Source organism: Bacillus sp. SRI_025 (assembly GCF_057592095.1).
The window spans coordinates 514,427-536,697 of the sequence record NZ_JBYEGB010000002.1; the positions used below are offsets into that span (position 1 = coordinate 514,427).

The window sequence follows — 22,271 nt, forward strand, 5'->3', positions numbered from 1 at the left end:
GGTCTTGTGTGTGATCAAAAGTCACATGAACGATAGCGATCAACATTCTTCATTAAAAAGCATTTTAGCTGACGGGGGGATATGTTTTGAAAAAATTCCGTGGAAAGAAAAGATACTTCCGTAATATGTGGGAGGAAGTGAATACTTATCAATTAACGCTCGACCACGATTCGTGGTTCTCTTTTTCGCATACGCACCTTGATTTTTTTGGAGTCGGGGAAAATAGCTTAAAAATAAGAAGAGAGCATATTAAAGCTCATATCGCTTTATATCATAGGCTGCTAAAACAGCTTGAAGGCTTTGAAAAGCCATACCAAACTTGGATTTGTATTCACGAGCATGACCCTGGTTTAGACGCTGTATATGTTCATACACCAAATCCATACGACAGTTACTTCCCGCACAAGGTGGAGGGGTTAGAGCGGTATTGTAAGCTGCCTCATACTTTCAAGGATTTAATCGACCTTCATCAATTTGACGTTTCTTATGATCAATCAGAGTGCGGAGAGGTTTATTATATTCAATCAAAAGAACAAGGGATTAGATTGTGAAGGCCTGGTTTTAGGCGATAAAAATGTTGGTTCATGCATAAACAAATCCTATTTAAGCCACGATACGAACATAGGAGGGAATATGATGAATAAAATGATTTGGAGCATTGTGTTCACACTGTTTGCATTCGTTCTCGTGCAAAATCGTTATCGGCTCATGAATTTGATTTTAGGCCAAAATCAAGTACGTCACTTTTTGATTAAATGGTTGATGAAAATCCCATATTTTCGGACGAAATTTATTCGCCAAGCATTCTAATCCCGCAAATGCCGGGATTTTTTTGTTTTGAAATGCGGATCAGAACGATTCTTGCTATAATAATGTAAAAAATGGAGCGCGAATGTATGAATGTCATAGATAGTCTATTTTGGCGAGTTGTTGATGAACTAAGACAAAAAGGATACGAGATGATTCAAAGTCCGTACCCAGAAGATGAAATATTTTTTGAAGCACCACGAAACTCAGGCTATGATCTCATTCGTCTGTATAGAAAAGATGTGAATTTCAGACAGGAGATCGTTCGAGATATCGAGGAGCAAACATATCGGATCAATCAGCTGAGAGAAGCTATGCGTAAACGATCGCTTCATCTCTTGCAGCTGCAATTTACAACTGATGTTCCAGTAGATGATTGGGAAGACTTAAACGGTGAGCTGCAAAAAGAGAATAAGGTGACAGTTACTCCTGTGTTACTCAATGCAGACACGCTTCAAAACGATATAAACGAACTGCAAAAATGGCTGAATACATCTCTTGCAGTTGATGTAGAAGAAGCGAAGAGAGACACAGCTGAGGATGCAATGCAGCTTAAAAGGAACGTGCTCCAGGCATTTGATGATCAGGAAAAACAGCGTGAACGAGAACGGGCCGTGTTTCAAAATGGCAGACCCATTTTCACCTACTTGCTGATCGCTGTCCAAGTGGTGATGTTTCTTTTACTTGAGCTATCTGGCGGAAGTACCAATACGGCAACTTTAACTGCATTTGGTGCTAAAAATAATGTGCTGATTTTAGAGGGTGAATGGTGGCGCCTGATAACACCAATGTTTTTACATATTGGCTTGACGCACTTACTCTTTAATACTTTTGCTCTTTGGTCAGTTGGAGCGGCTGTTGAGAGAATTTATGGGTCAGGAAGATTTTTGCTCATCTATTTGATTTCTGGCATTTTTGGCTCCATAGCGAGCTTTGTGTTTAATACGGCAATTGCAGCCGGAGCATCAGGCGCGATTTTTGGCTGTTTAGGGGCACTGTTATATTTAGCTATCTCAAACCGAAAGCTTTTCTTTCGGACGATGGGGACAAATATTATTGTCATTATTCTCATTAACCTAGGAATAGGCTTCACTGTATCAGGTATTGATAACGCAGGGCATCTTGGCGGTCTGGTTGGCGGCTTTTTCGCTGCATTAGCTGTCCGTCTTCCTAAACAGACGCAGCCTGTCAAAATGCTTCTTGCGACTGCTGCTTTGCTCTTGATTGGTGGTTTTGGATTGTATACAGGGTTTCATTCAGATAATCAAAAGGAAGCAGCGGCAACAAGTGAGGCAGCGAGTTTATTTGATGAGAAAAAGTATAGCGAAGCAAGTGAACGACTAGAGGAATATGTACACGAAAAAGATGCATCAGCTGAGGCACTTCATATTTATGCACTATCGGAAGCGCAGCAGGGCCAACTTGATAAGGCTATTCAATTTTTACAAAAGTCGCTTGAAAAAGATCCAGATGATCCAAATAAACTGTATCATTTATCGTTGTTATTCGTAGAAAAAGGAGAGACAGCGAAAGCAGATGATCTATTAGCGAAAGCATTAAAACAAGATCCTCAAAATGATCAATTTTTAAAGCTGAAACAATATATCGAAAATAGTCAAACACGTTGAATGACTTGACTGAAAGCGCATTTATGAATACGCTTATCCTATCTGTTGATGAGAAGAAATGGTGGAAACAATGAAAACGTTATATGATGTACAGCAGCTGCTTATGAGATTTGGAAATTATGTGTATTTCGGAGATCGTGAAGTAGAATTAGAATTTATGGCAGACGAATTGAAGGAAATGTATACATCGGGCATCATTGACCGGACTGAATGGTCAAACGCAATGACGATTCTTCAAATGGAGTTAGCCAAACTAAATCGAAAAACAATGTGAAGGTGGAGGGCATATGACAGGGGATTGGTTTGTAGGTATTGATCTTGGCGGTACGACAATTAAGCTTGCGTTCATTAATCTATATGGTGAAATTCAGCATAAGTGGGAGATTCCTACGGATAAATCCGGGCAGACGATCACAGTCGATATTGCCAAATCAATTGACCATAAACTGGTTGAGATCAGTATGCCGAAATCAGCACTTATTGGGATCGGAATGGGTGCACCTGGACCTGTAGATAAAGTATCTGGAATCGTCTATAAAACAACGAATCTGGGCTGGACAAACTATCCGTTGAAAGATCACCTAGAGGCAGAGACAGGACTTCCATCTGTCATTGAAAATGATGCGAATATTGCTGCACTCGGTGAAATGTGGAAGGGTGCAGGAGATGGCGCAAAAAATATCCTGATGGTCACACTTGGAACGGGGGTTGGCGGCGGCATCATCGTCAACGGTGAAGTTGTTCAAGGGGAGACAGGAGCTGGCGGAGAAATTGGCCATATTTGTGCCGTTCCATTTCAAGGAGCACCTTGTAACTGCGGAAGAACAGGCTGTATTGAAACAATCGCATCTGCAACTGGCATCGTCCGGCTTGCAAAGGATAAATTAGAAACCGAGCAGCATACATCTTCACTTGGCACGCTCGCTTCGCTATCAGCAAAGAATGTATTTGAAGCGGCAGAAAACGGAGATGATCTTGCAATGCGTGTCGTAGAAGAAGTGACGACACATCTTGGACTTGTCCTAGCGAATCTTGCCAGTGCTTTAAACCCAACGAAAATTGTGATTGGCGGCGGTGTTTCAAAAGCAGGTGAGCTTCTTCGCAGTAAAGTAGAACGCGTTGTGAAACAACATGCGTTCCCGCCTTGCGCAGACGATGTCGAAGTGGTGATAGCATCACTCGGAAACGATGCGGGTGTCATCGGTGGTGCATGGATGGCAAAAACCAAATGGCTGTCTTGAACAAAAAAGTCATAATGATGTCATTTTTATTAAAAAAAGCGATAGATAGGCATGAAATTGGATGTTTAGCATATTCATAAGTTTGTCATGAGGAAAAAGACATTGATTTTCCATCATATACAGGATAAGATATACTTTAGTTATTTTTCTAGAAGCACCAATAATTAGGGTATATCCTGAGCCTGGGTGCGCGCTTAGCATAAGGAGGTTACAATGCGAAAGAATAGATTAAAGGCGATTTCATTTTTACTGATTGCGACATTGCTGATGTGGGTCAAAACCTATGTTATCTATAAATCTAGCTTCAATATTAAAATTGAAAATTTCATGCAGGAGTTTATCCTGTTTATTAATCCGCTTAGCTTTCTTTTGTTTATCTTCGGTATCGGTTTATTTTTCAAAGAGAAAAATCGAAATCGATATATCATCGTGACAAGCTTTATCCTGACATTCATTTTGTTAGCCAACATTGTGTTTTATCGATTCTATAGTGACTTTCTAACCATCCCCGTCCTATTTCAAACAAACAATATGGGTGACCTCGGGTCAAGTATTACCTCTTTAATTGAACCAGTCGATTTACTGATGTTCGTTGATATCATCATTTTAATTTGGCTCTATAAAAAACAGCCTTCCTTTAGAACAGATGTCACAGTTTCACGAAAAGAACGAGCAGCATATTACTTATTTGTGGCAGCTACATTTTTCTTTAACCTTGGTTTAGCTGAAACAGAAAGACCAGAACTGCTTACTCGCTCATTTGACCGTGAGATGCTGGTGAAAAATATCAGCTTATATAACTTTCATATTTATGACGGGGTATTGCAATCGAAGCAGTCCGCCCAACGAGCCCTTGCTGACAGCAATAGCTTAACTGAAATTGAAAACTATGTAAGCGCAAATCAAACAGACCGTAATGAAAAGACATTTGGTCAAGCAAAAGGACGAAATGTCATTCTTGTATCACTTGAATCTACACAGAGTTTCGTGATCAATGAAAAATTAAACGGGAAAGAAATTACTCCGTTTTTAAACAAATTGATCAAGAAAAGCTATAACTTTACTAATTTTTATCACCAAACAGGTCAAGGGAAAACATCTGACTCAGAGTTTATTGTAGATAATTCTCTTTATCCACTTGGAAGAGGGGCTGTGTTCTTCACAAATCCAAGTAATGAGTTTACAGCGACACCTGAGCTGTTAAAGGATGAGGGCTACCACTCTTCTGTTATTCATGCGAATAACAAAAGCTTCTGGAACCGTGATCTTATCTACGATAGCTTTGGCTACGACAAGTTCTTTGATATTAAATCATTTGATGTGAATGAAGAAAACTCAGTTGGCTGGGGACTGAAAGATGGTCCGTTCTTTGAGCAGTCCGCTGAATTAATGAAATCGATCCCGCAGCCTTTCTATACGAGATTGATTACATTAACGAACCATTTCCCTTTTGATTTAGATGAAGAAGATAAGCTCATTGATGAATATGATTCAAAGAGTAAAACGCTGAACAAGTACTTCCCTACAGTGCGTTATCAAGATGAAGCCCTTAAGCTTTTCTTTAAAAAGATGAAGGAAGCTGGGTTATACGATAACTCCATTTTTGTTTTATATGGGGATCACTACGGAATTTCTGAAAACCATAACGAAGCCATGGGACAATTTTTAAATAAAGAGATTACGCCATTTGAAGAAGTACAGCTTCAAAAAGTCCCATTTGTTGTACACATTCCAGGGGTAACGGATCAACATCCAAAAGAAATTGATACGGTAGGTGGTCAGGTCGATATCCGTCCAACTGTACTCAATCTTCTAGGCATTGATACAAGTAAACAAATTCAATTTGGTCATGACCTTTTATCGAAAGATACGAATGACTTTACAGTACTCCGTGATGGAAGCTTTATTACGAAGGACAGCATTTTTACAGATGGTGTTTGCTACAATAAAGAGACAGGCGAGCCAGCAGATGATAAAAATTTGTGTCAGTCTTATGAAGAGAAGGCGAAGCAGGAGCTTCAATTCTCTGATCAAATCATCTACGGAGATCTCCTTAGATTTTATGATCGAAACAGCCCGGACCATTCACCATCCAAAAAAGAAGGTGAAACGGAGCTGAAAAAGGCGTCCTAATAGATGAAAAAACCTCTGCTATTTTTAGAAGCAGAGGTTTTCTTTTTTTGCCTGACGGCTCATATAATATGAGAGGAGGGATGTAAATGAAGACAACGTCGTTTGGAAAAATTGAATGGCAGCTGGATGAAGCGGAGAGGGATGCTGTGGCAAAGCAGCTTGGTATTGGCAAAGCTGCTTTTCATTTATCTAATCAAACAAGCACTGATGACCTTCTTTTACCGGGATATAGACTTCCAGAAGGAGTCCATGAATTTGATTCCATCGGTGATGTGCAGAAATTTATTGCGCCTTATAGACTGCAGCAATCCGATGATTGGATCAATGGAACATTTGAATATGATAGCGCTCAATTAGAAGAAGAGCTGAGCCGCTTGAAAGCCGTATTTCCTTTTCTTCATATCAGCGTCATTGGTCATTCAGTGCTTGATACACCTATTTATGAAATCCGAACAGAGCCTGTTCAGCATTTACATTCTATTCATCTCAATGCCACATTTCATGCAAATGAATGGATCACGACGTCTGTTTTATTAAAATGGTTGAAATCGCTTTGCTTAGCAGCGTCTGACCCGGTTCAGGCAAGACATTATGAAGCGGTTCATATTCTGCAGACCACCGCTTTATCCATCGTGCCAATGGTCAATCCAGATGGAGTGGATTTGGTTCGTAATGGACCGGAGTCACTAGGTCTTCATCGTGAAGAATTCACACTACTAAACGGTGGATATTCCGATTACCGGGAATGGAAAGCAAATATTCGAGGGGTGGATTTAAACAATCAATTCCCTGCTTATTGGGAGATCGAGTACTATCGTCATCAGTCGAAGGCACCGTCCTACCGGGATTATCCTGGGCGCGAGCCATTAACAGAACCAGAAGCGAAAGCGATGGCAAATCTTGCGCTGCGAAAACGATTTGACCGGCTGATTGCCCTTCATACACAAGGAGAAGAGATTTATTGGGGTTTTCTTGGCCATGAGCCAGCCATCTCAAAAGAAATGGTCAAACGATTCGAACAAGTGAGCGGCTACAAACCGATCCAATATCTCGACAGCTATGCAGGCTATCGCGATTGGTTTATTTATCAATTTCATAATGAGGGCTATACAGTTGAGCTTGGTCTAGGGAAAAATCCTCTTTCCATGGATCAATTTGATTCGATTTATGAAAAAACAAAGCGGCTTTTATGGGAAGCGTGTAAGTGTTAAAAGCACCTGTCTGGTGCTTTTTCATATTGGAGCAACAATCAATTGCTTATGGTCAATAAAAACAATGTTGAAGTAATTGACGAAGGCTTTCTTGTAAGCTATTGTGAAAGATATGGATGTAAAAAAAAGGATATGATTTAGGGAGATGTCGACTATTGAGTGCTCAAAGCCTGTGGAAAAGAAATTTTACTTATCTATTTGTTTCTAAAATGTGCAAAATTACAGCGGATAGTTTATCTTTCAACACCATCTTGTGGCTTTTGGTACTAGGAGGGAAAGGAGCAATAGGGACAGCTTTTTTTATTGCGGTCAGCTTTGTCCCTCAAGCGATTGTTGGACCATTTATTACGCCTATGATGAAGCCGCATCAATTGAAATTTTGGATGTGCTTTGCTGATTTAACACGAGGAGCGATTATTCTTGTGATCGTGGTTAGTTACTTTTATGGTTTCACACCATTAGTCCTCATCATTGGCTGCATGCTGCTTCATTCGGCGACGGGAGGCTCCTACGAACCGGCATCTGTATCGATTATTCCAAAGCTTGTCCATGAGGACCTCATACAAAAGGCGAATGCAACCATCCAATCAGCAAGTCATGTCGTAAGACTTGTGACGGTAACGATTTGTGGTGTCATGATTGCATTTGTAGGCGTAGGCTATACAATGCTTGTGATCATTCCTCTTTATCTTTTGTCCGCTTTATTGGTGTTCATGATTTCATATCAAACAGAAGCCATCATCGATAAAGCCAAAAAAGGATTATCTTATGGCAAAAGATTAATTCGAGGTTTTTCACTTGTTAGAAGCCATCATATTTTGTTTCCGTTAGCCATTTTTTGTGTCTGCTCAAACTTTGCTGCGGCACCATGGGAAGCATTGTCTGTTATTTATTTAACTGAAGACTTACATAGTGGACCGGTCGTCTATTCATTCATCAAAGTCACAACCGCACTAGGCGCCTTTTTGATGGGGTTTGTTTTAACAAAGATAAAAGTGAATCGGTATGGATTGCTCTTTATAGGTGCTGGGATTGTTGATGGAATCGCCTTCTTCATCACAGGTATGAACGCATTGTTACCACTTGTGTTTATATCAGCTTTTGCTTTAGGAGCAGCCATTAGTGCAGTTAACGTACCCGAACATACGATGATTCAATTGTCAGTAAAGGCAGAGGATCAGCCGCAAGTGTACGCGATTATCAACATGATTTCCTTCTTGATGATTCCTTTAGGCGCCCTCATTGGCGGTTATATGGCAACACTGTTTGGGTCTGGGTATGTCATTGCGGCTGGCGGCATCATTGAAGCTGTTTCAGGTATATGCCTGCTTTTGTTTACAAAGATCGGAAAGGTAGAGAGGGCGGATTTGACGATAGAACGAGACAAACCTGCCGTAAACGCAACGTGAGCATGGCATGATTGATTGAAGATAGGTTACAATGAGGACGAGAAAACATGAGAATTTGATTGAAAGGGGAAAAACGATGGCTATAGCAGACGTCACCATCATTCCGATAGGCACTGAAACACCAAGTGTCAGTGCTTACGTAGCAGATGTACAAAGAATTTTAGAAGGCTTTCAACAAGAAGGGAAAATCAAATATCAATTAACACCGATGAATACGTTAATTGAAGGCGAATTATCCATTTTATTTGAGGTCATTCAGCGCATTCATGAAGCCCCTTTTGAAAAGGGATTGCACCGAGTAGCGACCAATATTCGCATCGATGACAGGCGGGATCAAACCACAACGCTTACAAGCAAATTAGAAAGCGTGAATAAGCATTTAAATCAATAAAAAAGCCTGCTATAAGCAGGCTTTCAGCGTGTAGACAAACCCTCGCATTCGGTGTCAGGGCTGCGCTCCGGTGCTCGTCCTTCCTAGACTTCAAAGGTTTTCTATCACGCTGAAAAGAAGACAAAGGGCTAAATCAAGATCATTTTAGCCCTTTGTCAACAATCTGAAGCCTGCTAGATGCAGGCTTTTAATGTGCAGTTGGATAACCGCTATAGATGATGGTCATGACAGTGAACCATCCAAAAACCAAAAATGTAGCGCCAGCAAAAGCGATGGCAAGTACGTTCACTTTTTTTAGTGAGCGATAGATACCGAGCGCAGCTAAAATCGTGACTAGACCAAAAATAATGACGAGCATCATGTGAAAGTCCCCCTTTGTCATCAATCCCCTTGATTTCCTTTCTTTTCATTTTAACCGTTTTCATAAAGCTTGTCGAGTAGATTCCAGTTGACGATTGTTTGAATTTTTATTGAATAGCCTTCATAATAAAAAAGAATCAATAAAGTAGGTGATGAAAATGAATTGGAGAAGAATGCCACTAGGCTATGTACAAGCGAACGCATATATTTGGAAAAACGAGCAGGGAGAATGCTTAATTTTTGATCCAGGCGGCGAAGCGCAAAAGCTGATTTCCTATGTAAAAGAAAAACAGCTCACACCGCTTGCTGCCTTATTAACACATGCTCATTTTGATCATATTGGTGCGGCAGATGAGGTACGCGAAGAGTGGGGAGTGCCGCTGTATGTACACGAAAATGAAAAAGAATGGCTCACGAACGCTGAATTAAACGGTTCAGCTCGATTGATTGGAAATGGAATTACGGTCAAAGAAGCTGAAAAATTGATTACGACAGAAGGAACTCTTCAAATTGGATCGTTTACATTAGAAATGTTCCATACACCTGGGCATTCACCTGGCAGTGTGTCTTACTATTCGGCGGAAGAGGGCTTTGTTATTTCTGGTGACACGCTATTTGAAGGTGGCATTGGGAGAACAGATTTAGTAGGCGGCAGTCAGGAAGTGCTGCTTCAATCAATCCATCATAAATTATTGTCCTTGCCAGAATCAACTCTTGTATTAAGCGGGCATGGCGGGGAAACCACTGTGCTGACAGAGCAGGAGCAAAATCCGTTTATTAATGGTTTTTCTCTTTAATTGCAGGCATGAAAAAAGCATCTCTTTAGAAGAGATGCTTTTTTCAATTAATGTCCGGTACCGGGAACCATGATGAAAATCGAATAATATGTAAATCCGGCAAAGAAAATCGTCAAGTACGCTCCGAAAATGTAAATATACATTCTTTCGGATAGATTCAAGTAGGATAAAAATACAAAAAGAACGGTTTGACCGAAGAACAGCAGCGATGCATCTTTCATATGTCCTAAATAGAACATGACAGCAAAAATACCCGTCCAAAAGCCAAGCACGCGGAACATGCGATTCATTTCTTTCCCTCCCCTTTAAAAAAACCCCTTTGAATCATATTATAGCTGATCACCACTTGTTATGTAAACATTTACATTTTTGACAACGTGTGAACAATTTATTTTGAATGTAGAAAAAAATTTTTTGAAAAAGTGAAGAAAAAGTGTTTATGCTGAAAAACATGAGGGTACTTACTCCATAAGAGAAAAGGTTAACGACCTAAGGAGGAAGACTAATGAGTGACATTACTTTTTATTCATACCCAAGCTGCACGTCTTGCCGCAAAACAAAACATTGGTTAAAGGCGAATCAAATTGATTTTAAAGAGCGTCACCTTTTCAGAGAAACGCCAACTCTAGATGAATTAAAAAAGATTCTTTCTTTAACAACAGAAGGAATGGATGAAATTTTAGCCACAAGAAGTCAAGCTTTTAAAAGCTTAAATTTAAATATTAATGACTTAAAAGTAAACGAGGTTTTGCAGCTTCTCATTGAAAAACCAAAACTGCTTCGAAGACCAATCATCATTGATGGAAATAAATTAGTAGTTGGTTATAATCCAGGAGAACTCATGAAAATATCAAAAAAGAAAGCGATTCATCAATCAGTTTCCTAATAAAAAACGAAGATCAGCTGAAACATGCTTCAGCCGTCTTCGTTTTTGTGCTGAACTGGGCTAGCTGGGTTCGAACCAACGATCACGGAGTCAAAGTCCATTGCCTTACCACTTGGCTATAGCCCAATATCAAACGTGTAATGATATTGTTCACCATCTACGGTCATTTATACATAAAAATTGTATGTCACGAGTTTTAAGTGCAAAAGGAGCGAAAGAAGTAAATGAAAAATGAAAAATCAAAGCAATTATACGAATTTATCCTAAAAGAAGCCCCTGTCATGACCGAAGAATGGCTAAAGACAAGAACAGAAGAAGGCTCATTATATTCTAAACATGCTTCAGAGGAAACGGAAAAGAAGCTGAAGGAACAGAACACAGCGTTTATTCAAACCATTGCAGCAACACTTGTGACACTGTCAGACAAAGTAGAAAACCATTTGAAAAAGTGGTCTGTTGATATTGCTCGTGATCGAGCAGTGCACGAGGTGCCGTTATATGAGATCATTGGACAATTTAAGATTTTCCGCCACATTTTCTGTTCGAGAATTGAGACATTCACCCAAGAAACAGAGCTTGAAGTGACGCTGCAAGATGTGTGTCAGTGGAATCAGCACTTTCACGCCACATTTGATGATATGATTGAGCGTTTATCAGAAGAGTATGACCGCGTGACACTCAGTCAGCTGAATGCACAAAGAGAGATGATTCAAGAACTGAGTGCCCCTGTTATTCCAGTATCAAAGGAAATCGGGATTTTGCCATTGATCGGAGAAATCGATACGTACCGGGCTAAAATCATTTTGGAATCCGTGCTAGAACAGGCTTCAAGACTGCGCCTAACGCACTTATTTATTGATATATCTGGCGTTCCCGTTGTTGATACGATGGTTGCTTATCAGCTGTTTAAAGTGGTCGATAGTGCGAAGCTATTAGGAATTGAGACGATTATATCAGGCATTCGCCCAGAGATCGCTCAAACTGTAGTGAAACTCGGCATTGATTTCTCAAAAGTAAATACAGAACACAGCCTTGCAAAAGCTTTAGAAAAAAGAGGATTTCGCATTTTTGAAGAGCAGCAGCAAGAAGCCACATCATGACGAAGAAACCTGCACTTGTAAAAGTCAGGTTTTTTTATATGCTCTTTTCTAAAAAATGATGTGATGCATCTTGAGTTGAGGGTTTTCATGCTTTATTAGTCATGAAAATCATAAAATGCTCTTTTGTCATTCAGGTTCCTCCATTCTACAATGTGATCAATGAAAGGAGTGATCCACTTGTATGGGATTGAATATTTAAGGCAAGAGCTGCTAGAAGAAGCATGCCGCATGAGAGCATCTGATGTGCACATTGTCCCAAAAGAAAAGGAAGCGTTGGTATCTTTCCGCGTAGACTCAGATTTAATCCAGCAGCGAACCATTGATAAAAAAACCGGCGAGCGGCTCATTGCTCATTTTAAATTTTTATCTTCTATGGATATCGGGGAAAAAAGGAGACCGCAAAATGGGTCATTAGCTGTGGTGCTAAGAAGCGGCCAGGTGTTTATTCGAATGTCTACCTTACCAACTGTAAATGATGAGAGTTTAGTGATTAGAATATTGCCGCAGGATCATGTTCCGAAAATAAAACACCTGTCACTATTTCCGAAAGCTTCAGCCAGGTTATTGTCATTTTTGAAGCATTCGCATGGGCTTATTTTATTTACCGGTCCAACCAATTCTGGGAAAACAACAACCCTCTATTCACTGATCCAGTTTGCAAAAAAGAATTTCAACCGAAATATTATTACGCTTGAAGATCCTGTGGAAACAAGAAATGAAGAAGTGTTACAGGTTCAAGTAAATGAAAAAGCCGGCATCACATATGCCGCAGGATTACGCGCTATTTTAAGACATGATCCAGATATGATTGTGCTAGGAGAAATAAGAGATGCTGAAACGGCCAGAACGGCGATTAGAGCAGCACTGACAGGCCATTTAGTATTGAGTACGCTCCATGCAAAAAATGCAAAAGGAGCCCTTTATCGTATGCTTGAATTTGGTGTCACGATGAATGAACTTGAGCAAACAATGGTTGCGATTGCTGCCCAGCGATTAATCGAGCTCACCTGTCCTTTTTGCGGAGAAACATGTCAGCTTTACTGTAAATTAAATCGACCGATCAGACGAACAAATGTATTTGAACTGCTATTCGGAAAAGAGCTTGGTGAGTGTATCAAGGAGGCTAAAGGAGAATATGCTCACTCGTCATATGAAACACTGCAAAGATTAATTCGTAAAGGAGTGGCACTCGGCTATTTATCAAAAAACACTTACCATCGCTGGGTTTATGAAGAAGCGAGCCTCTAAAGTATGGTCTAAAAAGGACCAAGCTGAATGCCTATCAAAACTGGCTCAATTAATTCAGGCTGGATATACATTGATTGAGGCATTAGTGATGGTGAATATCCAGTTATCAAAACAACAGCGGCAGCAATTAAAACTAGGTATTCAGTGGCTGCACGAAGGCGAGCCTTTTTATGTGGTGCTCGAGCGACTCCATTTTCAGCGGGAAGTCATCGCCATACTATGTTTTTCTGAGAAGCATGGCAGTCTAGCCCGTGCTTTAGAACAAAGCGCCCGTTTTTTAGAGAAAAAAGTCAAGCAGTTAGACACGTTTAAACGCATGTTGCGTTACCCGCTCTTCCTCATCTTCACGGTTTTGGTCGTGCTGATACTCGTTCAGAATATGATCATTCCTCAATTTTCTGTTTTGTACTCATCGATGGATACCCGCATGTCTTGGCTGATTCAAGGAATGTTTGGAATGTTTCAATTCCTTCATGCTTTTCTGCTCATCACCAGTTGTCTGTGTATTTGTCTTACCGGCTATTATGCTTTGTTTTTTAGGAAAAAGTCGACGCTTGAGAAATTGAGGGTGATGAGTAAGCTGCCTTTTTTATATAAAGGGATGCAGCTGATGCATACATACCTTTTTTCTCTTCAGCTAAGCGGACTGCTTCAGGCTGGATTATCGATGTACGAGGGTTTGCAAGCTTTTAAACAGCAAAGCTACTTACCTTTTCTTCAAGAAATAGGTGAACAAATGATGGATGAGTTAAGAAAAGGAGAAAGCATGGCACATCAAGTAAGTGAGAGTCCTTTTTTCGAAAAACATTTTGCAGCCATCATCAAACATGGTGAAGCAAGCGGGATGCTAGCAAGAGAAATGTACACGTACAGCCAATTTCTATTAGAGAATGCAGAGCTGAAAATTGAAAAATGGATGTCTTGGCTGCAGCCGGTGATCTATGGTGTGACGGCACTTCTTATACTCATCGTATATTTATCTATTCTTTTACCAATGTATCAACTAATGGAGCAAGTGTAAGAAGGAGGACAAAGACATGAATGATAAAGGGTTTACCCTGTTAGAAATGTTAATTGTCATGCTCGTGATATCCATTCTTTTACTCATTACCATACCGAATATCACACGTCATCACCAAGCAATTCAAGCAAAGGGCTGTGAAGGGCTCAAATCAATGGTCAGCACACAAGTGATGGCGTATGAATTGGAGCATGATGGGAAGACGCCATCTTTAGCTGAGTTAGAAAAAGAAGGTTATGTTAAAAAGGGATTAACCTGTCCTAATGGAAAAGCGATTGTCATTCAAAACGGCAACGTGAAGCATGAATAAATTACTTTTACATGAGAAGGGTTTTACCCTCATAGAGCAGCTAATGATCTTACTAGTTCTATCGATTCTATTGTCGATCATAGGAATGAAAATCCCAAATTTAATAGTAAGCGCTGAAGCCAAAAGACAAGTAAACCTCATGAAACAAGATCTTCAATTGGCATCATATACTGCATTTATCAAAAAAACACGTGTGCATGTTGAGATCCAACCGCCGCATGTATCTTATCAGGTAATAGATCAAAAGAGTAACGAAGTCATTGCTTCTTATCAGCATAAAAAGGGCAGCATCAAAACTTCTACATTCTCGCAAGGTATCTATTTTAATGAAAATGGACATCCAAGCAGCGGTGGATCTCTCATTGTCGAATTTGACAGTCAAACGTATAAACTCACGATTTATTTAGGAAGCGGGCGAATCCATGTTCAAAAGCAATAGAGGGTTTAGTACGATTGAAACGCTGTTTGCTTGTCATATCTTCCTATTTGCAGCCCTTGTGATTATGCCGGCCTATGAAAAAATCATGCTGGGGAAAAAGGAAGTAAGAGCCAAACTTGAAGCTTACCAAATCTTACATGAACAGATGAATGAAGCATTCATAAAGGGTACAAAATCGTCTGTCAAAAAGAAGCGAGGCGACAACACATATGTATTCAATTGGAGTAAAGAGAAGGGATGTGTATCATACAACTTACAAAAAAAGCAGACCATATGCTTTCACCAGGTTGCGGAACGGTGAACAAGGTTTTACCCTTGTCCAGGCTTTGTGGCAATTGCAGCTATTTTTGTTCCTCTCTTTTGGCTCTGTACTGATCTTTTCAACAGCTGAGAAAGCCCTTCCTTTTGAAGAGATTAACCGATTTTCACAAATGGAGTGGAAACAAACTGTCCTGCAATTAGATGAGGAATTAAGCCGTGCAACGGCAGTTCGATCGGTGCAAGGAGGTAATGCGTTAGAGTATGTATCTGATCAAGGGCGAGTGGTAACGATTGAGCCATATCAAGAGATGCTTCGAAAACGTACGGATCAAGCTGGACATCTTCCTTTATTGCACAAGGTGAAACAATTTCAGGTGAGAACGAGTCAGCATAGAGCCATCCTGAAAGTCACAGATGGATCTGGTAAGGTTCATGAAGCCGTTTTTTTCACATATAAAGGGGTGGTTCCTAAATCGTGAAAAGAGAGGAAGGGTTTATCTATCCGCATGTGCTTGCTGTGATCCTATTTTTTCTCTTGATCCTAGGAGCGATAACGATGGGCTTTCAAAAAGAGCTGAGAAGTGCAGAGCTCACGATTTCTTTTTATAAAAAACAGCATCTTTTTAGGGTGGGTGTGAGTGAAGCTGCCAGCTCAGTAAAACGCATTTGTGAAAAGCAGAAGATCTATATTGATACAGAAGAAGGGCATGTGACACTGAAGCAGATGAAATGCGATCAACAGAAAAAACGTGTCCTCGCTTTGGTGAGGGTGAAAACAAAGGATGGCTTATCCGATGAGCGGGAGCTGATGCTGGATTGGAAGACCGATGAAATCATGAGATGGGCAAACCCTGATTAGCCAGTGTATAAAATCATCCTCTTTCTGGTAACACTTGAAGGAAGAAGAGGTGAATTTGCTTGAAAACAAATGACTATGTAAAATATATGACGCAGGAAATCATTAAATATATGAATACACCACGAGACGAACGGAAGGAACACAAACAAGAAAAAATGGAAACAAAACCGCCGTTTTCACAGCGATTATTTGGGGTTCTGCCGTTTGGCTTCTCCATGATGCTTAAAAAACGTCAGCGACATCGACGAAAGTAAAAAGCCGCCAGCAGGCGGTTTTTTTATGCCATTTTAGTTGTATTCCTCCACAACAATCACTTTATTCACCTTATTTGAGTAAGGATTATAGGAAATGGTGACAAACACCCCAAATTCCTTTGTATGGTCTTTTAACGTAATATGATACTGTTTTACAGATTCCTTATCGCGGTGGCGGTCCCATACTTTTTGTTTAAATAAGACTTGCGTTAGCGGGTATCTTTTTTTGGCTTCTTTGACTGCTCGCGTTTCCCATTGGTCTGCGGCGGCAGTCAAACCTCTCGCATCCACAGGTTTGACGTCTAGCATCATAGGACTCAGCAGTAAACTGAGCATGATTATGATTTTTCCATATTTCACTTAACATCACCTCACCTCTTCATATCCTGACCAAATCCTACATTTTTATGTAAGTTTTAAGAAGTACAAATGTCACACAAAAAAATATTGAATATGGCGAAAGAATGAGAAAATGGAAGAATTTTCTCGCAATGGTTCTTGTTTAAGAACAAAATGAACTAATTTGACGTTTTGGGTTTTATAGGTATTTCCTTATACTGTATATAATCGTTCTTTTTAAAGAACAACCGTTCAAGGAGTTGAAGGGATTAATGAAACAGTCGCTCTTTGTCCTTTTTTGTGCCATTTGTTTGATGTTGACATCTTTCCTCATGACACCCACGAATGCCTCTTTTAACGATGTCGAGCACAAAAATTTTGTAATGAAAACATGTGAAAACTTTGAACAGACAGATCAGCATTGTCAGCCTAAAAAATGGGATCGAAGTCAATTGGAGCTTGTCGATCAAACGATGATCGAAGGAACAGTCTGCGCACCTCAAAGGCTGAGCATGACACTAAAAAATAGTGGACAGCCTATTGCGTACTCTGAATGGAAGTGGGAATTACATAAAGTGGGAAATGGTCAGGAGCCATTACAAGATGGTCATATTCTTGAAAAGGGCTCCATAAAGTCCCTATTGTCGCAAGAAACAGCGACTGTCACGACAGATAAAGCAAAAACAAATGGAATCTATGCATTTAAAATCTTTTATTCTAAAGGATTTGGCGCATCTGATCAGGCGTACTTTTGGTCTAAACAGATGGTGCTCTCAAAGTGTCAAGAAAAGGCGTCCTAAATGGAGCTGTCTTTTAAATCGAGAAATGATAGGCGAAGGGGAGAAGGGATCATGAAAAAATGGATGAAGATGTCTGGAAGTATTCTTTATGTGGTGGTGTTCACGGTGATGATAGCCTCAATTATTGTCGTGTTGTCATCAAGAACAACAGGAGGAGAACCTCAGATTTTCGGTTATCAATTGAAGCAAGTATTATCAGGTTCGATGGAACCAGAATTTTCAGCTGGGTCACTGATTGTTGTAAAGCAGGTCGCCTCACCTGAGACGCTCAAAAAAGGAGATATTATTACGTTCCAAACAAAGCAGGATCAGTCCTTTGTGACCCACCGAATTGTTGGGGTGAAGGGAAAGGATGCAAATAAAGCGTTTGAGACGAAGGGTGACAATAATATGTATCAGGACGGCACGCTGGTAAAAGCGGATCAGGTGACTGCGCAGTATATGGGAGTGAACATTCCTTATGCAGGAAAGCTTCTTTCGTATGCAGGGACATCAGCTGGAACTGCTTTGCTCCTTATTATACCGGGTGTCATGCTGCTTGTTTATTCAACCATTCATTTTGTGGGCGCAGCGAAACACCGTAGACACACGGCTGATGTACATATGTCAGAGGAACAAGCTTAAATCGTTTGTAACCTAATCAGGTTTCAATAAAACAAAATATTAGGGGGTTTATTATTCATGGCAATGAAGAAATCAATTCGTTTAGGTGTATTATCAGGGGCTTTAGGTCTTGCATTAATCGGCGGGGGAACATGGGCGGCGTTTAATGATTTTGAAAAGGCAAATGCGGTCTACTCGACAGGAGAGCTGGATTTATCTGCTAAAGAGAACTCCGGCGCCATCAACCTTTCGAACTTAAAACCTGGTGATCGGATCAAGAAAGAATTTCATTTTGATAATAAGGGATCACTAGCGATAAACCAAGTGCTGATGAGTCTTGATTATAGCCAGTTTACAGATGGATCTTCCGCGAAGAATGGCGGTAAGAATACAGCTGAAGAATTTCTCAGTCAGTTTCAGGTGAGTGTTCTGACGGTTGGAGCCGAAGGTGGAAATGGTTATCCGAAAAACATTATTTTAGACCATGCAAACCTGCTTGACTTGCATCAATTAACGTCAAAACAGGATCAGACCGCATTTGAAAAGCTTCGTCATGCCGTCGATGAGAAGTTTTTACATGAAAGTGGGAAAATTAATGTAGCAACTGTTGATGGAACAGTGGCTCCAGAGTATGACGGCATTCCAAAGAATCCGTTTGATTACGATAAAGTGGAAATGACCATTGAATTTATCAATGACCAGACGAAGGATAAAGCTGGTCACTATATCCAAAATAAATACCAAGGCGATGCGATTCAAATTGATCTTTCCTTCGAAGCGACTCAGTGGAATGGTTTAACGATCAATCCAAAAAAGCATACGGATGAAAAAGGCTACGTGAAAGAAAACGAAAAAGCACACAGCGAAGATAAAAAATAAAGCCAGTCTTTAGGCTGATATCAAGATCTGCATAGCAATTGGAGGAGTATGCGCTAAAACGTGCGCTTTACTCCTCTTCTTGCTTTTTTCTCCAGATTTGATAATCTAAAAATTCACGAAATTGCTTTTTCGAAACCCCTGATGTCATTGCATCTCGAACTAGTTTTTCCCATTCACTATCTAATTGACCATCGTATTCGGTTTCATCTTTTTCGTTTAAAAGTGTATGAACCGAGACGTCCAGAACAGCGGAGACTTTTTCAAGAAATTGAATGGAGGGGTTTGTTTGCAAGTTTCTTTCTATTGAGCTTAAATAAGACTTCGCTACCCCAGCCTTTTCGGCCAGTTCTGATAGTGAGTAGCCTTTTTCATTGCGGTATTGTTTAATACGCTGGCCAATCAATGTCATCACCTTCCTTTCGATATTATAGCACATTCAGAAAGGTTTGATAGAATGACTTCTTACCAGAGGGGGAGACTCAGAGGACTTTTCATTTGATTTGAGGAAATGACGGACTTCTTCAACTGTTAGTCCTGCCTTGCGAGCTTCACGTAATAATTGAACCCATTCACTGTCTAATTTGTTCGTTTTCTTTTCCATACAAATACCCTCCTAAAATACTGAATCATGTATTTCAGGCACTTAACGCATGAAATGGAAAGACATAGGTGGTAAGACCTCATAGTTTGCTTGCGTCATGTTTCCGCCCAATACAAACAGACAAACTTAGCTTTAGACTGATCGAAAATTGTAAGTCACATAAAAGGGGAGGGGACTATGGGTCAACCTCCTCTTTTTTGCTGTAAGTAAAAAAGTCCGCCATTTTCAATCGTAAGACTGATTTTTGGTTCGTATAAAGTTTTGAGTGCTTGCCTTTCTATTTCATATTCTACAGATGTGTCTGAAGTCCCTTCATAAAATTGGTTTAAAAGTTCGGAGTCTTCTTTCCATTTTTGAACGGCTCGCACTGCCCAGTCGTCCGGCTCCTCATGGGCATAACGCTCCATAAGGCTGTAGAGCCGTTTGATTCCGCTTTCTGGCTTAATCATTGTACTCATCGTAAAACAATAATCGGGAATTTGAGACGACAGCTCACGAGCTTCCAGCTTTTCTTGAAATTGTTCAATGACTTCTCCGCGTATAAGATGGAGTCCTAATGATAAAAGCTTATCCTTCTTCCGGTCTGCAAGGTAAGAAATTTTTACATTGAGACCAAGCCATGGCTCAAGTGCGATTTGATTGTTCGTGAGCGGGCTGACTCGTTCATAAAGCCGGATAAAACGGCCCTGTTGTTTGACCGCCTCAAATATTTGAAATAACCGGGGGGAGCCGAAATGGATGAATTCACCACTGACCGTATCACCCGCTTTTTTTTGATCTGTGATGAAAGTCAATTGCCGCGGTTCAGGTACACCGCCAGTTTTTTCAAGCCAGTGCCAATAAAAAGGACGGTTCATAATCAATTTATCCATTTCGATTGTCAGCTGTACGGTCATATGTCCTGCACTTTCTTCTAATATGCTGCATTGATTCGCCTTGAAAAAACGGAGAAGAAAGGTGTGAATGTCATGCTGCTCCATTGATCAACTCTCCTTTATGAGCCCTGCTGTCTCTTTTCTAAAAGTGGTGTTTGTGCTTCAGTTAAATGAGAAGCAAATTGGGTTAATTTCTTTTTCATGTCTCCATCAGATTCATGCTGGAAGAGAATTTGATGCAACTCTGTTTCGACTTCTTCAATATCAATTCTCGTTAAAATATCATCTAAATCGCCTATGACGTTTTCGAACAGCTGAATTTTTTCATATAAAAGCTTTAAAATATGCTCTTCAACTGTTCCGTTTGTTGACATATTGTAAATGTGGACATCTCGTTCTTGGCCAAGGCGGTGGATACGTCCGATTCTCTGTTCTAAACGCATCGGGTTCCACGGGAGGTCGTAGTTAATGATTTGATTACAAAACTGAAGGTTGATCCCTTCGCCGCCAGCTTCTGTAGCAATTAACACTTGCGCCCGTTCTCTAAATAAATCTTTCATCCAATCTTTTTTACCCCGCTTAAAGCCGCCACGAAATGGCACGGAGCTAATGCCATTTTGCTGTAGAAACCATTGTAAATAAATTTGTGTTGCGCGGTATTCGGTGAAAATAATGACTTTTTCATTTAACTGTTGAATGAGTTTGACCACTTCAAGCGCCTTTGAGTTTTGCTCCACTTGATTGATTTTCTCCATGATTTGCGCTATAGCAGAAGAGCCGAGAATATGCTTTTCTTCTTCCTGCATTTTTTTAATCGTCATATAAACTGCCTCACGGCTTGAACAGCATTCTCGTTCCAAGGTCATAATGGAAAACATATGCTTTGTATAAGACGGATTCTCTTTCAGCTTGCAGATTTCATCATACAATGCTTGTTCTGTCGGAGAAAAATCAATGGAAATCGTTTTGACATGTCGTTTTGTCCACTCGATGCCTGTGTCTTGTCTTCGGTTTCGAATCATCACTTTATTGACGAGCTGTTTTAATCGGTCATGGTCTTCAAGCTGCAAGTCCTTTTTGGCAAAGATATCTTTAAATTGATGTTCATTTCCTAGGTGGCCCGGCTTCAGAAGGGAAACGAGATTAAATATTTCTCCGATCCGGTTTTGAATAGGTGTCGCTGTCAGCAGCAGACAGAACTTCTTATTCAGGTTTCTCACAAATTCATAGTTTTTCGTTTTATTGTTTTTCAGTTTGTGTGCTTCATCGATAATGACCATATCGTAGGCAATCGATAAAATCGTGTCTCGATGCGGCTGTCTTTTGGCTGTGTCAATGGAAGAAACGACAACGTCGCACTGCTCCCACACATAGCTCTTTTTTTGTTCAACAGCATCAATATAAAATTTCGTCCGCAGCTCCTGTACCCACTGAGATACAAGGGAGGCGGGGACAAGAATAAGAATTTTTTTGGCAAGTCCACGAATCATGTATTCTTTGATAATGAGTCCTGCTTCTACGGTTTTACCCAGTCCCACTTCATCTGCTAGAATGGCTTTCCCATTCATTTCTTCTACGACTCTTCTGGCTACTTCGAGCTGGTGCTGTAAAGGTGTGAATGCAGGCAGGTGCGCAGGAGCTTGCAGCCCCTCGAATGAATCAATGGCTGTGACTTTTTGAACCTGCGTCGCTAATCGATACATATCCCAGTTCGCCCAGGGGCCGTCTGATGAAAGCCGCTGCTGAAATTCATTTGCCCATTCCTGATCAAAAATCGTTTGAATATTCAATGTGGTCGCCTGCCTTTCTAGTAGGATCT

Annotated in this window: 30 protein-coding genes and 1 tRNA gene; 23 read left to right on the forward strand and 8 right to left on the reverse strand. The window is 40.4% G+C overall.

Features of this window, described 5'->3' with window-relative positions:
• The first annotated feature begins 86 nt into the window (after positions 1-86).
• The 9 genes from AC20OE_RS07560 to AC20OE_RS07600 all read left to right on the forward strand — a co-directional run bounded on the left by AC20OE_RS07560 (position 87) and on the right by AC20OE_RS07600 (position 8,820).
• Positions 87-551 (forward strand): hypothetical protein, encoded by a 465-nt coding sequence (locus AC20OE_RS07560; RefSeq protein ID WP_099663441.1) that lies wholly within the window; start codon positions 87-89, stop codon positions 549-551.
• Positions 552-636: 85 nt separating this feature from the next.
• On the forward strand, positions 637-810 hold the full coding sequence (locus tag AC20OE_RS07565) for a hypothetical protein (protein ID WP_162473402.1): 174 nt from the start codon (positions 637-639) through the stop codon (positions 808-810).
• An 86-nt stretch (positions 811-896) separates the two neighbouring features.
• Positions 897-2,435 carry a rhomboid family intramembrane serine protease gene (locus tag AC20OE_RS07570; protein ID WP_059374625.1) on the forward strand — a complete coding sequence of 513 codons (1,539 nt, stop codon included), beginning with the start codon at positions 897-899 and terminating at the stop codon, positions 2,433-2,435.
• A 70-nt stretch (positions 2,436-2,505) separates the two neighbouring features.
• On the forward strand, positions 2,506-2,709 hold the full coding sequence (locus tag AC20OE_RS07575; protein WP_008342322.1) for a YqgQ family protein: 204 nt from the start codon (positions 2,506-2,508) through the stop codon (positions 2,707-2,709).
• 13 nt (positions 2,710-2,722) lie between these two features.
• Complete coding sequence (locus tag AC20OE_RS07580) at positions 2,723-3,676, forward strand: ROK family glucokinase (protein ID WP_039179975.1); 954 nt, start codon at positions 2,723-2,725, stop codon at positions 3,674-3,676.
• Positions 3,677-3,889: 213 nt separating this feature from the next.
• The gene (locus AC20OE_RS07585; protein WP_212043173.1) at positions 3,890-5,809 is read left to right on the forward strand and encodes an LTA synthase family protein; all 1,920 of its coding nucleotides are present in this window, start codon (positions 3,890-3,892) and stop codon (positions 5,807-5,809) included.
• Between the two features lie 86 nt (positions 5,810-5,895).
• On the forward strand, positions 5,896-7,020 hold the full coding sequence (locus AC20OE_RS07590) for a M14 family metallopeptidase (RefSeq protein WP_059374629.1): 1,125 nt from the start codon (positions 5,896-5,898) through the stop codon (positions 7,018-7,020).
• A gap of 155 nt (positions 7,021-7,175) precedes the next feature.
• On the forward strand, positions 7,176-8,429 hold the full coding sequence (locus AC20OE_RS07595; protein ID WP_047202298.1) for an MFS transporter: 1,254 nt from the start codon (positions 7,176-7,178) through the stop codon (positions 8,427-8,429).
• Between the two features lie 76 nt (positions 8,430-8,505).
• A complete protein-coding gene (locus tag AC20OE_RS07600; RefSeq protein ID WP_034319597.1) occupies positions 8,506-8,820 on the forward strand; it encodes an MTH1187 family thiamine-binding protein in 315 nt (104 codons plus the stop codon).
• 187 nt (positions 8,821-9,007) lie between these two features.
• Here AC20OE_RS07600 and AC20OE_RS07605 read toward each other — a convergent pair whose 3' ends face one another.
• Entirely contained in the window at positions 9,008-9,181 is a 174-nt protein-coding gene (locus AC20OE_RS07605; RefSeq protein WP_003217333.1) for a DUF2759 domain-containing protein, read from the reverse strand.
• Positions 9,182-9,338: 157 nt separating this feature from the next.
• On the opposite strand from AC20OE_RS07605, the gene AC20OE_RS07610 reads away from it, so the two are divergent.
• A complete protein-coding gene (locus AC20OE_RS07610; RefSeq protein ID WP_487268779.1) occupies positions 9,339-9,977 on the forward strand; it encodes an MBL fold metallo-hydrolase in 639 nt (212 codons plus the stop codon).
• Positions 9,978-10,024: 47 nt separating this feature from the next.
• On the opposite strand, the gene AC20OE_RS07615 is transcribed toward AC20OE_RS07610, so the two are convergent.
• A complete protein-coding gene (locus AC20OE_RS07615; protein ID WP_003217440.1) occupies positions 10,025-10,267 on the reverse strand; it encodes a DUF2626 domain-containing protein in 243 nt (80 codons plus the stop codon).
• A 215-nt stretch (positions 10,268-10,482) separates the two neighbouring features.
• Here AC20OE_RS07615 and AC20OE_RS07620 point away from each other — a divergent pair, with 215 nt between their 5' ends.
• Positions 10,483-10,863: a Spx/MgsR family RNA polymerase-binding regulatory protein gene (locus tag AC20OE_RS07620; protein ID WP_007501232.1), complete on the forward strand. Its 381-nt coding sequence runs from the start codon at positions 10,483-10,485 to the stop codon at positions 10,861-10,863.
• A 55-nt stretch (positions 10,864-10,918) separates the two neighbouring features.
• Here the strand turns inward: AC20OE_RS07620 and AC20OE_RS07625 are convergent.
• Positions 10,919-10,989 (reverse strand) — tRNA-Gln (locus AC20OE_RS07625).
• Positions 10,990-11,087: 98 nt separating this feature from the next.
• On the opposite strand from AC20OE_RS07625, the gene AC20OE_RS07630 reads away from it, so the two are divergent.
• The 9 genes from AC20OE_RS07630 (at position 11,088) to AC20OE_RS07670 (ending at position 16,355) form a co-directional block, all read left to right on the forward strand.
• Positions 11,088-11,963 carry an STAS domain-containing protein gene (locus AC20OE_RS07630; RefSeq protein ID WP_039179956.1) on the forward strand — a complete coding sequence of 292 codons (876 nt, stop codon included), beginning with the start codon at positions 11,088-11,090 and terminating at the stop codon, positions 11,961-11,963.
• A gap of 177 nt (positions 11,964-12,140) precedes the next feature.
• Positions 12,141-13,211: a competence type IV pilus ATPase ComGA gene (comGA, locus tag AC20OE_RS07635; protein ID WP_084096410.1), complete on the forward strand. Its 1,071-nt coding sequence runs from the start codon at positions 12,141-12,143 to the stop codon at positions 13,209-13,211.
• The gene (gene comGB, locus AC20OE_RS07640) at positions 13,192-14,232 is read left to right on the forward strand and encodes a competence type IV pilus assembly protein ComGB (protein WP_039179950.1); all 1,041 of its coding nucleotides are present in this window, start codon (positions 13,192-13,194) and stop codon (positions 14,230-14,232) included. Before comGA ends, comGB begins: the two co-directional genes overlap by 20 nt.
• A gap of 16 nt (positions 14,233-14,248) precedes the next feature.
• Complete coding sequence (gene comGC, locus AC20OE_RS07645) at positions 14,249-14,542, forward strand: competence type IV pilus major pilin ComGC (RefSeq protein WP_024422977.1); 294 nt, start codon at positions 14,249-14,251, stop codon at positions 14,540-14,542.
• Positions 14,535-14,981: a competence type IV pilus minor pilin ComGD gene (gene comGD / locus AC20OE_RS07650; protein WP_039179947.1), complete on the forward strand. Its 447-nt coding sequence runs from the start codon at positions 14,535-14,537 to the stop codon at positions 14,979-14,981. Before comGC ends, comGD begins: the two co-directional genes overlap by 8 nt.
• Entirely contained in the window at positions 14,965-15,282 is a 318-nt protein-coding gene (gene comGE / locus AC20OE_RS07655) for a competence type IV pilus minor pilin ComGE (RefSeq protein ID WP_487268780.1), read from the forward strand. The genes comGD and comGE overlap by 17 nt, the downstream gene beginning before the upstream one ends.
• Positions 15,191-15,721 carry a competence type IV pilus minor pilin ComGF gene (comGF, locus tag AC20OE_RS07660; protein WP_257218391.1) on the forward strand — a complete coding sequence of 177 codons (531 nt, stop codon included), beginning with the start codon at positions 15,191-15,193 and terminating at the stop codon, positions 15,719-15,721. Before comGE ends, comGF begins: the two co-directional genes overlap by 92 nt.
• Positions 15,718-16,101 (forward strand): competence type IV pilus minor pilin ComGG, encoded by a 384-nt coding sequence (locus AC20OE_RS07665; RefSeq protein ID WP_039179939.1) that lies wholly within the window; start codon positions 15,718-15,720, stop codon positions 16,099-16,101. Before comGF ends, AC20OE_RS07665 begins: the two co-directional genes overlap by 4 nt.
• Positions 16,102-16,160: 59 nt before the next feature.
• Positions 16,161-16,355, forward strand: a complete 195-nt coding sequence (locus AC20OE_RS07670; RefSeq protein ID WP_024718846.1) for a YqzE family protein — start codon at positions 16,161-16,163, stop codon at positions 16,353-16,355.
• Between the two features lie 33 nt (positions 16,356-16,388).
• Here the strand turns inward: AC20OE_RS07670 and AC20OE_RS07675 are convergent, their stop codons facing one another.
• Positions 16,389-16,667: a DUF3889 domain-containing protein gene (locus tag AC20OE_RS07675; RefSeq protein WP_231120214.1), complete on the reverse strand. Its 279-nt coding sequence runs from the start codon at positions 16,665-16,667 to the stop codon at positions 16,389-16,391.
• A 299-nt stretch (positions 16,668-16,966) separates the two neighbouring features.
• Here AC20OE_RS07675 and tapA point away from each other — a divergent pair, with 299 nt between their 5' ends.
• Genes tapA through tasA form a run of 3 tightly spaced genes read left to right on the forward strand, consistent with a single transcriptional unit; the run spans position 16,967 to position 18,976 of the window.
• A complete protein-coding gene (tapA, locus tag AC20OE_RS07680) occupies positions 16,967-17,494 on the forward strand; it encodes an amyloid fiber anchoring/assembly protein TapA (protein ID WP_487268781.1) in 528 nt (175 codons plus the stop codon).
• 51 nt (positions 17,495-17,545) lie between these two features.
• Entirely contained in the window at positions 17,546-18,118 is a 573-nt protein-coding gene (sipW, locus tag AC20OE_RS07685) for a signal peptidase I SipW (RefSeq protein WP_047202287.1), read from the forward strand.
• 57 nt (positions 18,119-18,175) lie between these two features.
• Positions 18,176-18,976 carry a biofilm matrix protein TasA gene (gene tasA / locus AC20OE_RS07690; RefSeq protein WP_039179929.1) on the forward strand — a complete coding sequence of 267 codons (801 nt, stop codon included), beginning with the start codon at positions 18,176-18,178 and terminating at the stop codon, positions 18,974-18,976.
• Between the two features lie 67 nt (positions 18,977-19,043).
• On the opposite strand, the gene sinR is transcribed toward tasA, so the two are convergent.
• The 4 genes from sinR to AC20OE_RS07710 all read right to left on the reverse strand — a co-directional run bounded on the left by sinR (position 19,044) and on the right by AC20OE_RS07710 (position 22,242).
• A complete protein-coding gene (sinR, locus tag AC20OE_RS07695; protein WP_024422969.1) occupies positions 19,044-19,379 on the reverse strand; it encodes a transcriptional regulator SinR in 336 nt (111 codons plus the stop codon).
• Between the two features lie 33 nt (positions 19,380-19,412).
• The gene (locus AC20OE_RS07700) at positions 19,413-19,577 is read right to left on the reverse strand and encodes an anti-repressor SinI family protein (protein WP_073206269.1); all 165 of its coding nucleotides are present in this window, start codon (positions 19,575-19,577) and stop codon (positions 19,413-19,415) included.
• Positions 19,578-19,759: 182 nt separating this feature from the next.
• Positions 19,760-20,557, reverse strand: coding sequence for a YqhG family protein (locus AC20OE_RS07705; RefSeq protein ID WP_039179926.1), 798 nt, complete (start codon positions 20,555-20,557; stop codon positions 19,760-19,762).
• 14 nt (positions 20,558-20,571) lie between these two features.
• Positions 20,572-22,242, reverse strand: a complete 1,671-nt coding sequence (locus tag AC20OE_RS07710; protein ID WP_099663438.1) for a DEAD/DEAH box helicase — start codon at positions 22,240-22,242, stop codon at positions 20,572-20,574.
• Between the last annotated feature and the right edge of the window lie 29 nt (positions 22,243-22,271).

Bases quoted from the DNA above. Each gene is read 5' to 3' on its own strand.
- AC20OE_RS07575 (WP_008342322.1), top strand. From the start codon at position 2,506: ATGAAAACGTTATATGATGTACAGCAGCTGCTTATGAGATTTGGAAAT.
- AC20OE_RS07610 (WP_487268779.1), top strand. From the start codon at position 9,339: ATGAATTGGAGAAGAATGCCACTAGGCTATGTACAAGCGAACGCATAT.
- AC20OE_RS07600 (WP_034319597.1), top strand. From the start codon at position 8,506: ATGGCTATAGCAGACGTCACCATCATTCCGATAGGCACTGAAACACCA.
- AC20OE_RS07630 (WP_039179956.1), top strand. From the start codon at position 11,088: ATGAAAAATGAAAAATCAAAGCAATTATACGAATTTATCCTAAAAGAA.
- AC20OE_RS07590 (WP_059374629.1), top strand. From the start codon at position 5,896: ATGAAGACAACGTCGTTTGGAAAAATTGAATGGCAGCTGGATGAAGCG.
- tapA (WP_487268781.1), top strand. From the start codon at position 16,967: ATGAAACAGTCGCTCTTTGTCCTTTTTTGTGCCATTTGTTTGATGTTG.
- AC20OE_RS07700 (WP_073206269.1), bottom strand. From the start codon at position 19,577: ATGGAAAAGAAAACGAACAAATTAGACAGTGAATGGGTTCAATTATTA.
- AC20OE_RS07570 (WP_059374625.1), top strand. From the start codon at position 897: ATGAATGTCATAGATAGTCTATTTTGGCGAGTTGTTGATGAACTAAGA.
- comGF (WP_257218391.1), top strand. From the start codon at position 15,191: ATGTATTCAATTGGAGTAAAGAGAAGGGATGTGTATCATACAACTTAC.
- tasA (WP_039179929.1), top strand. From the start codon at position 18,176: ATGGCAATGAAGAAATCAATTCGTTTAGGTGTATTATCAGGGGCTTTA.
- AC20OE_RS07565 (WP_162473402.1), top strand. From the start codon at position 637: ATGAATAAAATGATTTGGAGCATTGTGTTCACACTGTTTGCATTCGTT.
- sipW (WP_047202287.1), top strand. From the start codon at position 17,546: ATGAAAAAATGGATGAAGATGTCTGGAAGTATTCTTTATGTGGTGGTG.
- AC20OE_RS07615 (WP_003217440.1), bottom strand. From the start codon at position 10,267: ATGAATCGCATGTTCCGCGTGCTTGGCTTTTGGACGGGTATTTTTGCT.
- AC20OE_RS07585 (WP_212043173.1), top strand. From the start codon at position 3,890: ATGCGAAAGAATAGATTAAAGGCGATTTCATTTTTACTGATTGCGACA.
- AC20OE_RS07580 (WP_039179975.1), top strand. From the start codon at position 2,723: ATGACAGGGGATTGGTTTGTAGGTATTGATCTTGGCGGTACGACAATT.
- AC20OE_RS07620 (WP_007501232.1), top strand. From the start codon at position 10,483: ATGAGTGACATTACTTTTTATTCATACCCAAGCTGCACGTCTTGCCGC.
- AC20OE_RS07675 (WP_231120214.1), bottom strand. From the start codon at position 16,667: ATGATGCTAGACGTCAAACCTGTGGATGCGAGAGGTTTGACTGCCGCC.
- AC20OE_RS07605 (WP_003217333.1), bottom strand. From the start codon at position 9,181: ATGATGCTCGTCATTATTTTTGGTCTAGTCACGATTTTAGCTGCGCTC.
- comGE (WP_487268780.1), top strand. From the start codon at position 14,965: ATGTTCAAAAGCAATAGAGGGTTTAGTACGATTGAAACGCTGTTTGCT.
- comGC (WP_024422977.1), top strand. From the start codon at position 14,249: ATGAATGATAAAGGGTTTACCCTGTTAGAAATGTTAATTGTCATGCTC.
- comGD (WP_039179947.1), top strand. From the start codon at position 14,535: ATGAATAAATTACTTTTACATGAGAAGGGTTTTACCCTCATAGAGCAG.
- comGB (WP_039179950.1), top strand. From the start codon at position 13,192: ATGAAGAAGCGAGCCTCTAAAGTATGGTCTAAAAAGGACCAAGCTGAA.
- AC20OE_RS07705 (WP_039179926.1), bottom strand. From the start codon at position 20,557: ATGGAGCAGCATGACATTCACACCTTTCTTCTCCGTTTTTTCAAGGCG.